Origin of the sequence: Bacillus cereus group sp. MG9, assembly GCF_040459995.1 — a bacterium.
Lineage (GTDB): Bacteria > Bacillota > Bacilli > Bacillales > Bacillaceae_G > Bacillus_A > Bacillus_A mycoides.
This window is the reverse complement of the sequence record NZ_JARVHC010000001.1, coordinates 614,407-629,402: the sequence shown is the minus strand read 5'-3', so window position 1 is coordinate 629,402 and position 14,996 is coordinate 614,407. Positions and strand designations below refer to the sequence as shown.

Here is a 14,996-nt window from a genome sequence, read left to right as displayed (position 1 = left end):
TCTTATAAAGTGAAACTTTAATCAGAGGGGGCTATCCCCCACTGATTATTAGTTGAACCAATCGGGCATTTACGGGCAGTTATCTCCCACCTAACTTCCTTGCATTCGCTGGACTTTGAGGTGGGAGTTTTACGGCCCGTTAATGCGGGATAAATAATCAATACATCTATTTTTTATACATGTACAATACCTTTTATTTAGCGTAAAATATTTTTTATGTGTTTTAATACGCTTCTAGATGTATACACTTTGATTGTTTTAAAGGAGAAAAAATGATGAAATCCGACATTAACAACGAAACTCGAGCCAAAAAAGGACGTTCAAAGAAAAAGCGCCTACTTTGGTTCATTCTTATTCCCTTACTTATTGTAGCAATGGGAGCAGGAGGCTATTCCTTCCATATATACAGTAAAGCAAAATCCGTCTTAAGCAACGCTTATTCTGAACTCGGCCGAGGAGATAAATCCAGCAAACGTGAAAAAGCTGTTAAACCTATGACTGATAATATTTCTGTCCTGATCATGGGTGTTGATGAAAGTGATATCAGGGAAAAAGGTTACGGAAAAGCGACTCGTACAGATGCATTACTACTTGCAACAATTAATAAAAATGATAAATCTGTTAAACTAGTCAGCATTCCACGTGATTCACGCGTCTTCATTAAATCACGTGATAAATATGATAAAATTACACATGCACATGTATTTGGTGGTGTAGACAGCACAATTGATACAGTAGAAAAATTTTTAGATGTACCAGTTGATTACTATGTAAAATTTAATTTCAAATCCTTTATCAAGATTGTTGATTCTCTAGGTGGTATAACTGTCGACGTTCCAGTTGAGTTCACAGAACAAAATAGTAGCGACGAAGCAGATGCAATTCACCTAAAAAAAGGGCGTCAACATTTAAATGGAGAAGAAGCACTTGCACTAGCTAGAACGCGTCATATTGATAGTGATTATATGCGTGGTCAACGACAACAACTTGTTTTAGAGGCTATTGCTGAAAAAGCCCTATCTCTCAATTCCATTAATAAAATCGGAAGCCTATTAGATGCTGTCGATACAGACTTAAAAACAAATTTAACTTTTGATGATATGATGACTATTGCAAAAAATTCAATGGATTCAAATTTAAAAATGGATAAATTGCAAGTGGAAGGTACTGATAAATATATAGGTGGTATTTATTATTACGTTCCAAACGAAAAGAGTGTTAATGATATATCGACAACACTTCAAGAACATCTCGGTGTTACGAATAAAAATGAGCATAAAAAATTATAATAAAAAGGCTGCTAGATTTTTCTAAGCAGCCTTTTTATTATAATTTTCAACATATTTCTCATGCATATTGTGACAAAAAGAGACAATTATTACAGCAGTGTAACATTTTTTATGAAAACATTACACACGTAGTGAAAATAATAGTATACTAGGACGTACATAATGTTATTTTCATCATTTTTATACAAAAAATGTAATACATATATTTATACAAATTTTTCTGGGGGGAAATAAATGAAGCTAAGCAAAATACTGATTGGTTCCGCTATTGCTGGTGGCATATTACTTTGTGTTGGTGGTATTGGTGGATATCAATATGTATCCAAATTAAATAATCAACTAAATACAACTGCACTACCAAACACTACATTTGAAGGTATTTCTCTTGATGGAAAAAATAAAGCAGATATTCAAGCCCTTGTTAATCAAAAGATGAATGAATTAAATCAAAAATCTCTTAACTACGTATTCCAAAATGATAAGCAAAATTACACGTGGAAAGATTTAGGAGTAGATTATAAAGAGAAGGATATTGTCGACAATATCTTTAAAGAACAAGAAGGGAACGTAATGAATCGTTACAACATGCGTAAGCAAGCTGAAAACGGTGAAGTAAAACGTGACTATAAATTAACACCACAATTAAATACAACAACTTATGAAACCTTTATAAAGGATAAATATAATGAAACATTAAAAAATCCTGTCAACGCCGAATTAAGTGTTGAAGGCTCTACAGTAAATATTAGCCAAAGTCAAAATGGAGAAAAAATTGATAAAGGAAAATTAACCGATTTAACAAGCGCAGCTATTACTTCTGGCACACCCGATGTTGTATTACCAGTTACACTAATAAAACCTGAACGTTCTACAGAAGATATACAACAAATGGGGATTAAAGAAGTGATTGCTGAATATTCTACCCCAATGGCTGGCCGTAATGGAAATCAATCCTATAACGTAAATAAGTCAGCTAATACGTTAAGTGGAGTTATTGTAGCACCTGATGAAACGTTTAGTTTTAATGGCCGTGTTGGCGTAACTGATGCTGCACATGGTTATAAATCCGCAGCAGTATATTCACAAGGTAAAGTTATACAAAGTGCAGGCGGAGGCGTTTGCCAAGTAAGTAGTACTTTATACAGCGCAGCTTTAAGGGCAGATTTAGGAATTGTTTCTCGAAGCAATCATTCTATGCCCGTAAATTATTTACCACTTGGGCAGGATGCAGCAGTGGCAGATTATGGTCCGGATTTAAAATTTAAAAACAATACAGGTAAGCATATTTACATTCAAGCATTTTCAAATGGCGGTAGTATTACTACACGTATTTTCGGTACAAATACTGGTAAAAATGTTGAAGTTTCTTCTCAAGTAATTAGTAATACTGGTGATAAAATAACAGCGGTTACGTATAAAAAAGTAACACAAAACGGTGAAGTACTCTCAAATGGACAAATTTCAAAAAGCGTATATAAAAGTGCCCCAAAACAATGAGATAATATCAAACGGACAAATTTCAAAAAGCGTATACAAAAAGGCGTGATCTACTCACGCCTTTTTCTTTTGCAATAATAGTAAAAAAATTTCCAGATGATCTTTCGTTTCTTCTAAAGACCACACACGATTGCCTTGCTTCGCAGCTAATACGCACGCTTCTTCCCACGCGTTCTTTTTCTTCATATTTACTAATTCATCGCGTAATTTCAAAACAATCTCTTCGTCCTCTTGCTCTATAAACTCTTCCATTACGCTTACTATTTCATCCTCATGAATACTTAACGTACAGTACGATTTAAGAAAGTATTGTAATGTTGGATACATATATACTCCCCCCTTTATTTATCTGATGGATAAGAAGTAATAATCTTAAATCCTAGATTTCCTGATTTATCTCTCGCTAAAACAGTAACAGTCTTTACTAGTTTGTCTTTTACATTCATATTTTTCTTTATTACTGTTTTTCCAACTGGGAATGAATGAGTTGTATTCAATACAAGACGAGCCTCTTTAGAGTTTTTCAACCAATCCTGAATTTCTTTATCATGTTGTTTTAAACTATCTTTCACAGCCTTTGTCGCTGTTTCCTTATCATAGTATGTACTTGCCGCTGAAACTTTATCTGTCTTCAAACGATTCTTCAAATCCTCTTCCGATTTGCCTACATGCCTTTCAATCGTATGACCATTTTTAGGTGGCCCTTCCATTTCATCTAAAATATTATCACTAATTTTTTCTACTGATGTAGAATGATCCTCTTTTGGTTTTTCTGTTTTTTGTTCTTTTCCTGCACATCCACTTAAAATCAGCATTAGTGCCAATAAACTACTCAAGAAAAGACTACTTAATCGTTTCATCGTATCACCTCTTCCATGATTATTATCGTAACTCCACTAAAAGTCAATTTCACAAAGAAAAAATGTATACAGTTTTAAAATCCTCATTCATTTTGCTATATTTCTCCCCCCCTTTCATCAAATCACTGTTTTTCGCCCTTTTTAAAATATACCCCCATGTTTTTATAATTATTTCCCAGATTAAAACACCAATCGAAACACTCCATAAACCCTTTAAATACAGGATTTATGGAGTGTTTTTTAAACAAACTAAATATACCCCTGCTTTCATATACCCAATACCTATATAAGGTATACAAATCCCTTTCTATCAACTGTTTTCTACATTATGTAAATTTGCACTTGCCTATACAATGTAAATATGGTGTAATGCAAAAAAAGATAAAGGATTTTAAAGAATGGCTGAAACAATTCATAACTTCTTAACAGACTATTATTCAATCGCAATTCCACTTAGTATCTTAATCAACATCATCATCAGTCTTTTAGGTTTTATCCCTAGTATTTTTTTGACCGCCATTAATATACAGCTCTTCGGTGTAACAAATGGCACAATCATTTCGATCGCAGGTGAGGCATTAGGGGCTATTATCTCGTTTTATATTTATCGTATAGGCCTTCAAAAGTTCACTCACGATAAAGTAAATACGTATCCAAAGGTAGAACGCCTTCTTTACGTAGAAGGCAGAGAGGCATTTCTACTAGTCCTATCTTTTCGTTTTATTCCTTTCATTCCGTCCAGTATCGTTACTTTATTTGCAGCTCTAGGCAAAATGTCATTACTCTCTTTCAGTATTGCCAGCACAATAGGGAAAATACCGGCTTTATTGATTGAAGTATATTCTGCATATCATGTCATTAACGGAACAAATGAAGCGAAATGGATTATTACAATCTCAGGTTGTGTTGGATTATTTTATTTGTGGAAAAAATGGAGAAAAAAATAAAGAAGGAGCATAGGCTCCTTCTTTATTTTTGAGGTATTTTATTAATAACTATCCCTTAAAGCCTTAGTTTACACCAACAGCACTAAATGATTGCTTAACTGCTGCTACTTCTGCAGAGCTAGCACCATATAAATCAGCTGCAGCTTGTACTGCACCAGCACGTGCTTGACTAAATGTAGTAGATTGCGTGAAATACTGTGTATTTGCACGGTAGTAAATCGCACCTAATTTATCTTTACCGATACCAGTTACAGTTACACCAGAATGCGTACCACCATTTGCTAATAAATAAGCTTGTTTGTTAATAATACCACTGTTTGTATGAACGCCACCGTTATCACTTGAACCAGTGTAACGCTTAGAATAATGGTCTGGGTCACCATATTTCGCTGGATCACTCATAGAACGAAGTGCATCTCCCGCCTTACCAGGTGTATAAATATCTTCACCAATCTCCCAATCTGGGTTACGGTTATCATAGAATTCTACTAAAGTACCAAAAATATCAGAAATTGCTTCATTTAACGCTCCTGATTCATTTTGATAAATTAAATCCGAGCTATTTTCCGTAACAGCATGTGTTAATTCATGGCCAATTACATCAATGCCACCAGATAATGAAGTGAATGTTACACCATCACCATCTCCGTATACCATTTGTGAACCGTTCCAGAATGCATTATTATACTTACTTCCGTAATGAACTGTTGATTTTAATGGTGCTCCTGCATCATTAATAGAGTTTCTGTTAAATGTAGCTTTATAGTAATCATATGTTTTACCTGCATAGTAATGAGCATCTACTGCCGCTGCATCATACGCTGCATTGAAAACATTATCTGCATCTGCCCATAATGTTCCTGGTAATGTTGAGCGGTTTTTCGCATCATATGTGAAAATTGTTGCTCCGCGCGTATTATCTTGCAAGTAGTAAGATGATCCAGATAACGTTGTATTAAGCGATTTCGTATCTCCTAATACACCTTTACCAGTTCCCACTTTATTCGTTCCTGTTACAGGCTTTACAACCGCTTTCGCATCCTGTTTAGGAGCATCTTGCTTAACTGGTGACTTATCATCATTCGTTACATGATCAAGTTTATTATATTTATTTAACACTTTACCGCTTTCCGCTTCAATGAAATAGTAATAGTTTCCTGGATTTGGCTCTAAGAAGTTTAAATTCACAACGTATGCATATGTCGTTTCTTCACCATTTTGATATACATATAAATCCGCTTTTGGATCCACTTCGTATTTAGGTGTTACTCCTAAATCTTGTTGCGCAATTTCAATTGCTTTTGCGCCTTCAATCTTATTTTTGTTTTTTAACTTTTCCTTCTTGTCTAAATCAGGCGCAACTGTTCCAGACAATACTTTTAAAGAACCATCTTTACTTACGTGAGCTACTTGAGTAGACCCCCATACAGGTACTCCTTCGTAAACTTGTTGCATACGTACTACTGTTGAATCAGTTACAGCATCTTTTTTCACTTGTTTTACTTTGAAAGAATCTTGTGCACTCTTTTCCCCTAGCTTATAATCACCTTTTGCTGCGTTTAAGTAATCAAACACCACAGATTCCGCTTTCTTACCAGTCGCTCCAGTTAGATCACCAGAAATAAACTCAGGTGACTGTACCGTCTCATTGTACTTCTTAGTAGAGAGTACATTTTTAGAATCCGCAAATGCAGAGCCTGTCCCTCCGAACGTAGTAACTGCCATTCCTGCCGCTAACACTAACGCTAAACTCTTCTTTTTCATCTAACATTCCCCCTAATAAAAAATTTTTGAAAAAGAGTAGTTTCATATTATCATTATGTTTCCACTATTAATATACTAAAAATTCAATTAATTTCTTTCTCAAGTGTTGTAGAATTTTGAGGAACAAATATTGAAAAAAAACCCTTTCCGTTGGGAAAGGGTTTTTTTTATAAATTAATTTGTTCAACTGTTTTAGCTTCTTGCCCTAGAGTATCCGGCTTCCAAGCATACTGAATATCCAATACTACAGCTGCAATTGCCATAACCACAAATGTTCCTGCAATTAACTTTTTCATACTATCCCTCCTCTTTACTCTTCTAATAAAGTAATCGCTAATTTATAATAGCGATTACTTTCTTTAAAATCTGAGCACTCTTCTAAGTATTCAGCTAGTTCTAAGTATACTTTCTTTAAATCTTTTATATTTTCCTCTGTTTTAAAGAAAGGAACTACTTCTGTTTCTAGAAATTTTTTATAGAGGTCTCTTTCTTCAAAATATTTATATCTTAAATTTAACAATAAATATAACATCCCTTTGTATCTATCATCTTTCCTTGCAGCAAGGATACCTTTTTCAATCCATTCAGCCGCTTCCTCAAGTTCTCCTAATTGAATACACTGTAATGAGAGCTCATACATGGCATCAATATAATTCATATCCTCTTCTTTTTTATACTTTAAGCATTCTATATAATACTCTTTCGCCTTGGCATAATTTTTTTGTCGGTAGTACAGATAACCAATATTATTTAAAGCAATAGAAAGAATATTATCTTTATCAGCAAAAGAAGTTGCTTCTCTTATGATATGATTATAGATTTCCATAGCTTCATTATATTGTTTTTTTCTAGTATAACTAAACGCAATTAAAAACTTACAATTAATTATATTTCTAAATTTATATTCACTTTTAAAACCTTCTAATGCCACATTAGCAAAATATAATGTCATATGGTCTATTTCCATCTGACTATATGTCAATGCCAAATTATAATATATTCCTGTTTCATAATATCCTAACTCTTTTGCCATCGATTCCGTCTTTAACAGATATTCTAATGCCTGCGTATATTTGTACTGCACAGAATATAATAATGCCTTATTATACGTATATAACATCTTCTGAAAAGGCGAGTATTTCTTATACACTTTCTTCAATCCGTCCAATTCTTCTTCAACAGCAGGGAGATCCCGCTTCATCATTAAATAACGTGTATACAGCAGTTTATAATAATTTATAATTTCAAAATCCAACACATGCTTCATTTCACCTTGCAACTCTTCGTATATGCGCTCTACTTGTTGCTTGTCCAAATGAACTAATGCATTCAACCACTCGTCCAACTTCACTTTCACATCTTCTTCTACATCTCTCAAGTCCGTCACAGCAATTTCTAGTCTTGTGCAGAGCAATTGTAGAATTTCTTCTGATGCTTCAATCTTTCCATTTTCGATCTTACTTAAGTATGAGACAGAACAAATGCCCTGACATAATTCTTCTTGTGTCATTTTTTGCTGTAGCCGTTTATAAAAAACTTGCTTGCCTATTTTTTCTAATGTTTGTTGCATTGTCCTCCTCCATTCTCATTACCCCCACTACTCTAATAATACATAAAATCTAGAGAAATATAAATTGATAAATGTAAATTTTCTAAAAAATATGCATTATTTCATTTTTTTCTCTCTTGACTTCAATCCCCTATTACTTCTTTGCTACGAAAGGGGAAAAATTGGTATACTATAATCAAATTACGGAGGTGTTTTCGCAATGAATCATTATAAAGACGATAGTTACGCCTTACATACAGATTTATATCAAATCAACATGGCTTATACATATTGGAAAGATGGTATTCATACTCGCCGTTCTGTTTTTGATCTATACTTTCGAAAGCTTCCATTCGAAAACGGCTATGCTGTTTTTGCTGGTCTTGAAAAAATTGTAGAGTACATAGAAAATTTCAGCTTTACCGAAAGTGACATCGCTTATTTAGCAGAGCTGCAATTTGAAGAAGACTTCCTTCATTATTTACAAAACATGAAATTTACTGGCACGATTCGTAGTATGCAAGAAGGCGAAGTTGTTTTTAATAACGAACCATTATTACGTGTTGATGCACCGCTTGGCGAGGCACAAATAATTGAAACCGCCCTCTTAAATATTGTAAATTACCAAACATTAATTGCTACAAAAGCTGCACGTATGAAGCACGCTGCAAATAATGATGAGCTTTTAGAGTTCGGTACAAGACGAGCTCATGAGTTTGATGCTGCCCTTTGGGGAACACGAGCTGCCTTTATTGGTGGTTTTTCATCTACAAGTAACGTTCGCGCAGGGAAACGATTTGGCATCCCTGTAGCTGGCACACATGCCCATTCTTTCGTTCAAGCATATCGCGATGAATATGTTGCATTTAAAAAATATGCTGAAACACATAAAAAATGTGTATTTCTTGTCGATACATACGACACATTAAAATCTGGTGTTCCAAATGCGATTCGTGTTGCAAAAGAGTTCGGGGATCGTATCGATTTTTATGGCATTCGCCTTGATAGTGGTGATATGGCATATTTATCAAAGGAGGCCAGAAAACAACTTGATGCAGCTGGATTTACAAACACAAAAATTATCGCTTCTAGCGATTTAGATGAATATACGATTATGCACTTGAAATCTCAAGGGGCAAAAATTGATGTATGGGGTGTTGGTACAAAGCTGATTACATCCTTTGAGCAGCCAGCATTAGGGGCTGTTTATAAACTAGTCGCTATTGAAGATACTGACGGAAAATTAAATGATACGATTAAGATTTCATCTAATCCTGAAAAAATTACAACCCCAGGACTTAAACGAGTTTATCGTATTATTAACCGTGTTAACGATCATGCAGAGGGCGATTATATTGCTTTAGAGTCAGAAGAACCCGGAAAAGAAGAGCGTTTAAAAATGTTTCATCCAGTTCATACATATATAAGTAAATTCGTAACAAGCTTTGAAGCACGCGAACTACATCAAGATATTTTCATTAACGGTAAAAGAGCGTATGAATTACCTAATATATTAGATATTCAAAAGTATAATGAACGCAGCCTCTCACTATTTTGGGAAGAGTATATGCGAACTTTAAACCCAGAAGAGTACCCTGTCGATTTAAGCCAAGAATGTTGGGATCATAAAATGAATTATATTCAAACTGTTCGAGAACAGGTTGAAAAAAACATACAAAAATAAAGTGAAGCTTTAATCAGTGGGGTTTTGTCCCTCCCCCACTTCTCCATTTTTCAATACTATATGGATATTTGTAAAAAATATATTAAAATAATAAGAAGAATATTATATTTTTTGCAAATTTATATATTAAATTATTTTGTTGAGTCAATTTCAACAAAATAACCAATAAAAAAGAGGACGCCATTGCGTCCTCTTTTTTATAAATCTTTTACTCGTAGTACACGCATTGCATTTAATACTGCAAGTAACGTCACACCAACATCTGAGAAGACTGCTTCCCACATTGTTGCAATACCAAAGGCGCCGAGTAATAACACTAACCCTTTTACCCCTAATGCAAATATAATATTTTGCCATACGATGCTACGTGTACGTTTTGCAATTTTTACTGCTGTCACAATTTTTGAAGGCTCATCAGTCATAATAACGATGTCAGCAGCTTCAATTGCTGCATCTGACCCTAAGCCGCCCATCGCAATACCAACGTCTGCCCTTGCTAGTACTGGCGTATCATTAATACCATCACCGACGAATGCAATCTTTTCTTTACCGCGTTTTGCTGCATCAATTTTTTCGATTTCTTCTACTTTTTGGTGTGGTAATAATTCGGCATGAACTTCATCTAAACCTAATTCTTTACCAACAGCTTCCCCGACTGATTTTGCATCACCAGTTAACATGACTGTCTTCTTAATACCTAGTTCTTTTAACTTTTGAATTGCTTGTTTTGAATCCTCTTTTACTTCATCAGAGATAACAATATAACCTGCATATTTACCATCTACAGCAACATGAACTAGTGTACCTACTGTATTTGGTTGCTTAAATGTAATGTTTTCTTTGCTCATTAATTTAGCATTACCTGCGAAAATTTCTTTTCCTTGTACTTTTACAACCGTACCATGACCAGAAATTTCACTATAGTCTTCAATAGCATTTTCATCGATTGATTTTCCATATGCACTTCGAATAGATTGTGCAATCGGATGATTTGAATATACTTCTGCAAATGCTGCATATTCTAATAGCTCTTCAGCTGTGATACCTTCACTAGGCTCCATCTTCGTAACTTTAAAGACACCTTTTGTTAATGTTCCTGTTTTATCAAAAACGATATATTTCACATCATTCAATGCTTCTAAATAGTTACTTCCTTTTACTAAAATACCACTTTTAGATGCCCCACCAATACCGCCAAAGAATCCAAGAGGAATCGATACAACGAGCGCACATGGACAAGAGATTACTAAGAACACTAAAGCTCTATAAATCCAATCGGAGAATGTAGCACCCTCTAAAATAAGTGGTGGAATAAATGCCATTATTGCTGCTGTTATAACTACAACAGGAGTATAATAACGTGCAAACTTTGTAATAAAGTTTTCTGTTGGCGCTTTTTTGCTACTTGCATTTTGTACTAAGTCTAAAATTTTCGATACAGTGGATTCACCAAACTCTTTTGTAACTTCGACAATTAATACACCATTTTGGTTTACAAAACCACCTAATACGTCATTACCAACTTCTACTTCCCTCGGTACAGACTCACCTGTTAACGCTGAAGTATCCATCATTGATGTTCCCTCAACTACTTTCCCGTCTAACGGTACTTTTTCACCTGGTTTTACGATAATATACTCACCAATTTGCACATCTTCTGGTGATACTTGTTTCGTTTCGTTTCCAACTTTCACATTCGCATAGTCAGGACGAATATCCATTAATGACGTAATTGATTTTCGAGAACGATTTACTGCAATACTTTGGAACAGTTCCCCTACTTGGTAAAATAGCATAACTGCTACCGCTTCTGGATATTGTTGAATCGCGAAAGCTCCTAAAGTTGCAATTGCCATTAAAAAGTTTTCATCGAACACTTGGCCGCGAGTTATGTTTCTTACCGCTCTCCAAACGATATCTCCACCTATTAATAAATAAGCAAGGACGAATAATGGAATTGTTATCATTTGCGGTAATCCGGCTAACGCAGCAATTCCTGTCAAAATTCCACCGACTACTAATCTTCCTATCATCTTTTTCACATTTCCATCACCATGATCATGGTCGTGTCCTTTTTCCTCTTCACGAACAACTTTTACATCAGGCTCTAACTTTTGAACAACATTTTTTATATTTTGTACAGTCGATTCAAGTTCTCGTTTATTTGCAACTTCTACTCGTAATTTCTTTGATACGAAATCAACAGTCGCTTCTGAAATTGTTGGCATTTCCTTTACCTTATTTTCAATCTTCATTGCACAATTTGCACAGTCTAAGCCTTCTAATACAAATACTTCTTTTACTGATTTTATTTTTTGCTCTTCTTGCACTTTAATATGTGGCTCTAATTTTGTAACAAGTTGCTTCGCTTCCGTAACAACTTGATTTTCTTTATTTTGCGGTGTTTCTAAAAGCATCGTTTTTGTTGCAAAGTTTACGGAACAAGATGTTACCCCTTCTATATTCCCAACACCTTTTTCAATTTTCATTGCACAATTTGCACAATCTAAACCTTCTAGCATAAGTTTCTTTTTCACTAATGCTTCTGCCATCGTTCTCCCTCCTCGCCTTTTTATTCTTCCTCGTTTACGTGTTCAAACGCTTGCTCGAAGATATGAATTACGTGTTGATCAGCTAATGAGTAATAAACTACCTTTCCTTCTTTACGGTTCTTTACAAGCTTCGCTTGCTTTAATACACGAAGCTGATGTGAGATTGAAGATTGCGTCATTCCTAATAAATAAGCTAAATCACAAACACACATTTCAGCTTCAAATAATGCATGTAATATTCTCGTACGTGTACGGTCACCTAATACTTTAAATAATTCTGCTACTTTACTTAAACTTTCATCAGTCGGAATTGTTTGTTTTACTTGATCCACGATTTCCTCGTGAATTACCGTTTGAGAACATGCTTCCTGTTGCGTTTCTACTTTATTTTCAGCCATCACAGCTCACCTCTTTATTTGAACATATGAACAATTATTCATATGTATTATACCTTTATTATATGAGCGTCCATTCATATGTGTCAATGAATTCTCATACATTTTTTAAAACATTTCGTTCATATTTCAAAATAAACATATAAATATTCTCCGCATCTATCATGCTCTTCATACAAAAAGGATGCACGAAAACTACCGTGCATCCCTTCTTATTTATCCCGCATTAACGGGCAGTAAGACTCCCACCTCAAAATGCAGCTGGAACAAAGAAGTTAGGTGGGAGATTAACTGCCCGTAAAAGCCCGATTGGTGAGGGCTAATAATCAGTGGGGGATGAAGCCCCCACTGATTAAAGTTTCACTTTATTAACTTTTACTGCATCCACAATTAACGAAGCAAATCCTAATTTACCATCTTGATTTCTATGATCAAAACGTTTCGATCGATAAATAAATCCACCGTTCTCTTCCCAATCACTATAATGAAACTGGCCATTCTCATCACAGTATTCTAAAAGCTTTACTTGAAAACCTGCAGCTTCAAACATAGATATAATCGTTTTGTAGTTATGTACAATTTTATGGCTTGCAGCTGGATGATCTAACGGGCCAGGTCCTCCCACTTGCACACCACGCTGATACTCTTCATTTGGGAAAAATGCATCCGGCACTGCGCAGCGAATATATCCACTATCTTCTAAAAACTCATAACAAACTTTAGCTGCTTCTATACCTTCTTCATACGATAAATGCTCCCATACGTGCTCAGCCAAAATTACTGATAAAGAATTAGACGGAAATTTATTAATCCACGTTTCTCTTTTTAATAAATTTAATTCTTCTTCATTCGTATGTAACCAACCTGGATTATTGTTATATCCCTCTGCTCCAACGACAACTTTCGTCTCCATCTTTCCACCTCTTTTTTCATATTCCGACATAAAAAGTTCGACAAAGTAACATTGACCCCCTTTATTTCCCCAAAAGAAAAAACCTTGCGCGCTCCCTAGACGCACAAGGCTTACTATCTTATATCCCTTTAATTAGCTTTTTCTAAACTATCTTGCGAACTTCCATCTTCTTTTAAATGACTGTGCTTTTTCGAATATACAAAGTATACAACTACTCCTATTGCCAACCAAACACCGAAGTATATCCATGTTTTTAACGGTAGATTTACCATTAAGAATAGACAGCATGCAACTGAAATAATCGGTAAGATTGGTACAAATGGTACCATAAATCCACGTTGTAATTTCGGATGCGTTTTACGAAGAATGATGACAGTTACACCAACCATCGCGAATGTTAATAACGCTCCAATATTCGCTAAATTTGACAATTCTTTTAAATCGATAAATCCAGCAATTAAAGCACTACCAATTCCTGTTAACCAAACTGAAAATGTTGGTGCTTCTGTCTTCTTGTTAATTTTCGCAAAAGATTTTGGCAATAAACCGTCACGGCTCATCGCGAAGAATACACGTGTCGTAGCGTAGATGTATGCGAAAATTACAGCCATAATACCAATTACAGCTCCAATAGCAATTACACCAGCCACTTTATCTTGTCCTACAACTTCTAGTACATAGGCCATCGCTTCAGGTACATCTAATTCCTTGTAAGAAACCATACCTGTCATAACGAGACAAACTACAACATAAATGATTGTACAAATGACTAATGAAGCAATAATACCAATCGGTAGATCACGTTGCGGATTTTTTACTTCTTCAGCAGAAGTTGCTAATGCATCAAATCCTAAGAAAGCGAAGAATACTGCTGCTCCTCCGGCAAAGACTCCACTTAAGCCGTACGGTGCAAATGGTATCCAGTTTTCTGGTTTCACGTAGAATACACCAACTGCAATGAATAAAACAACAATACTAATTTTAATTAATACCATTATGTTATTCACACGCTTACTTTCTTTTGTACCTCGTGATAATAACCAAGTTATCACCAACGTAATGATAACTGCGGGTAAGTTCACCATACCACCTTGCGATGGAATCGTTAACAATGCTTTAGGAATTTCAAGTCCCAATCCACTCACTAAATTATTGAAATAACCTGTCCATCCGCCAGCTACTGCGGCAGTCGTTACGACATATACGGATAGCAATGTCCATCCCATTAAATGGGCAACAAACTCACCAATTGTTGCATATGAATATGTGTACACACTACCTGAAACAGGAAGTGCAGATGCAACCTCTGCATAACATAAAGCTGCAAATCCACAAACAATTGCTGCAATCATAAATGAAAAAATAACTGCTGGACCAGCATCTCTTGCTGCTACTAATCCAGTTAATACTAGAACTCCTGTACCAATTATCGCACCAATCCCTAGCATTGTTAGGTCAAATGCCCCTAGCGTTTTCGTCAAAGTTTTACTTTTACTTTCCCCTAACAATTGCGTAACGGATTTCTTTTTAAATAGGTTGGCCACGA

General features: G+C 35.1%; 13 protein-coding genes. 4 read left to right on the top strand and 9 right to left on the bottom strand.

Features of this window, described 5'->3' with window-relative positions:
• Nucleotides 1-272 precede the first annotated feature (272 nt).
• Both QCI77_RS03145 and QCI77_RS03140 read left to right on the top strand, forming a co-directional pair.
• Nucleotides 273-1,289, top strand: coding sequence for an LCP family glycopolymer transferase (locus QCI77_RS03145; RefSeq protein WP_002029713.1), 1,017 nt, complete (start codon nucleotides 273-275; stop codon nucleotides 1,287-1,289).
• 234 nt (nucleotides 1,290-1,523) lie between these two features.
• Nucleotides 1,524-2,786 carry a VanW family protein gene (locus QCI77_RS03140; RefSeq protein ID WP_002010475.1) on the top strand — a complete coding sequence of 421 codons (1,263 nt, stop codon included), beginning with the start codon at nucleotides 1,524-1,526 and terminating at the stop codon, nucleotides 2,784-2,786.
• Nucleotides 2,787-2,840: 54 nt separating this feature from the next.
• Here the strand turns inward: QCI77_RS03140 and QCI77_RS03135 are convergent, their stop codons facing one another.
• Both QCI77_RS03135 and QCI77_RS03130 read right to left on the bottom strand, forming a co-directional pair.
• Complete coding sequence (locus QCI77_RS03135) at nucleotides 2,841-3,113, bottom strand: hypothetical protein (protein ID WP_002091014.1); 273 nt, start codon at nucleotides 3,111-3,113, stop codon at nucleotides 2,841-2,843.
• A gap of 14 nt (nucleotides 3,114-3,127) precedes the next feature.
• Nucleotides 3,128-3,646, bottom strand: coding sequence for an RNase A-like domain-containing lipoprotein (locus tag QCI77_RS03130; protein WP_002125157.1), 519 nt, complete (start codon nucleotides 3,644-3,646; stop codon nucleotides 3,128-3,130).
• 398 nt (nucleotides 3,647-4,044) lie between these two features.
• On the opposite strand from QCI77_RS03130, the gene QCI77_RS03125 reads away from it, so the two are divergent.
• Entirely contained in the window at nucleotides 4,045-4,593 is a 549-nt protein-coding gene (locus QCI77_RS03125) for a TVP38/TMEM64 family protein (RefSeq protein WP_113770581.1), read from the top strand.
• A 63-nt stretch (nucleotides 4,594-4,656) separates the two neighbouring features.
• Here the strand turns inward: QCI77_RS03125 and QCI77_RS03120 are convergent, their stop codons facing one another.
• The 3 genes from QCI77_RS03120 to QCI77_RS03110 all read right to left on the bottom strand — a co-directional run bounded on the left by QCI77_RS03120 (nucleotide 4,657) and on the right by QCI77_RS03110 (nucleotide 7,927).
• Nucleotides 4,657-6,357: a M4 family metallopeptidase gene (locus QCI77_RS03120; RefSeq protein WP_113770582.1), complete on the bottom strand. Its 1,701-nt coding sequence runs from the start codon at nucleotides 6,355-6,357 to the stop codon at nucleotides 4,657-4,659.
• Between the two features lie 167 nt (nucleotides 6,358-6,524).
• Nucleotides 6,525-6,653: an NprX family peptide pheromone gene (locus QCI77_RS03115; protein ID WP_000733136.1), complete on the bottom strand. Its 129-nt coding sequence runs from the start codon at nucleotides 6,651-6,653 to the stop codon at nucleotides 6,525-6,527.
• Between the two features lie 14 nt (nucleotides 6,654-6,667).
• Complete coding sequence (locus QCI77_RS03110) at nucleotides 6,668-7,927, bottom strand: tetratricopeptide repeat protein (RefSeq protein ID WP_002010467.1); 1,260 nt, start codon at nucleotides 7,925-7,927, stop codon at nucleotides 6,668-6,670.
• Between the two features lie 199 nt (nucleotides 7,928-8,126).
• Here QCI77_RS03110 and QCI77_RS03105 point away from each other — a divergent pair, with 199 nt between their 5' ends.
• Nucleotides 8,127-9,590: a nicotinate phosphoribosyltransferase gene (locus QCI77_RS03105; RefSeq protein ID WP_002169184.1), complete on the top strand. Its 1,464-nt coding sequence runs from the start codon at nucleotides 8,127-8,129 to the stop codon at nucleotides 9,588-9,590.
• 197 nt (nucleotides 9,591-9,787) lie between these two features.
• Here QCI77_RS03105 and QCI77_RS03100 read toward each other — a convergent pair whose 3' ends face one another.
• From QCI77_RS03100 to QCI77_RS03085, 4 genes are all read right to left on the bottom strand, one after another.
• Nucleotides 9,788-12,142 (bottom strand): heavy metal translocating P-type ATPase, encoded by a 2,355-nt coding sequence (locus QCI77_RS03100; RefSeq protein WP_353824490.1) that lies wholly within the window; start codon nucleotides 12,140-12,142, stop codon nucleotides 9,788-9,790.
• Between the two features lie 20 nt (nucleotides 12,143-12,162).
• Entirely contained in the window at nucleotides 12,163-12,540 is a 378-nt protein-coding gene (locus QCI77_RS03095; RefSeq protein ID WP_002010461.1) for an ArsR/SmtB family transcription factor, read from the bottom strand.
• 349 nt (nucleotides 12,541-12,889) lie between these two features.
• Nucleotides 12,890-13,450, bottom strand: a complete 561-nt coding sequence (locus tag QCI77_RS03090; RefSeq protein WP_044444461.1) for a class I SAM-dependent methyltransferase — start codon at nucleotides 13,448-13,450, stop codon at nucleotides 12,890-12,892.
• Between the two features lie 128 nt (nucleotides 13,451-13,578).
• Nucleotides 13,579-14,994: an amino acid permease gene (locus tag QCI77_RS03085; protein WP_113770586.1), complete on the bottom strand. Its 1,416-nt coding sequence runs from the start codon at nucleotides 14,992-14,994 to the stop codon at nucleotides 13,579-13,581.
• Nucleotides 14,995-14,996: the final 2 nt, after the last annotated feature.

Coding starts and splice junctions, on each gene's coding strand:
- QCI77_RS03135 (WP_002091014.1), bottom strand. CDS start 3,113: ATGTATCCAACATTACAATACTTTCTTAAATCGTACTGTACGTTAAGT.
- QCI77_RS03115 (WP_000733136.1), bottom strand. CDS start 6,653: ATGAAAAAGTTAATTGCAGGAACATTTGTGGTTATGGCAATTGCAGCT.
- QCI77_RS03120 (WP_113770582.1), bottom strand. CDS start 6,357: ATGAAAAAGAAGAGTTTAGCGTTAGTGTTAGCGGCAGGAATGGCAGTT.
- QCI77_RS03110 (WP_002010467.1), bottom strand. CDS start 7,927: ATGCAACAAACATTAGAAAAAATAGGCAAGCAAGTTTTTTATAAACGG.
- QCI77_RS03095 (WP_002010461.1), bottom strand. CDS start 12,540: ATGGCTGAAAATAAAGTAGAAACGCAACAGGAAGCATGTTCTCAAACG.
- QCI77_RS03100 (WP_353824490.1), bottom strand. CDS start 12,142: ATGGCAGAAGCATTAGTGAAAAAGAAACTTATGCTAGAAGGTTTAGAT.
- QCI77_RS03140 (WP_002010475.1), top strand. CDS start 1,524: ATGAAGCTAAGCAAAATACTGATTGGTTCCGCTATTGCTGGTGGCATA.
- QCI77_RS03145 (WP_002029713.1), top strand. CDS start 273: ATGATGAAATCCGACATTAACAACGAAACTCGAGCCAAAAAAGGACGT.
- QCI77_RS03090 (WP_044444461.1), bottom strand. CDS start 13,450: ATGGAGACGAAAGTTGTCGTTGGAGCAGAGGGATATAACAATAATCCA.
- QCI77_RS03125 (WP_113770581.1), top strand. CDS start 4,045: ATGGCTGAAACAATTCATAACTTCTTAACAGACTATTATTCAATCGCA.
- QCI77_RS03105 (WP_002169184.1), top strand. CDS start 8,127: ATGAATCATTATAAAGACGATAGTTACGCCTTACATACAGATTTATAT.
- QCI77_RS03130 (WP_002125157.1), bottom strand. CDS start 3,646: ATGAAACGATTAAGTAGTCTTTTCTTGAGTAGTTTATTGGCACTAATG.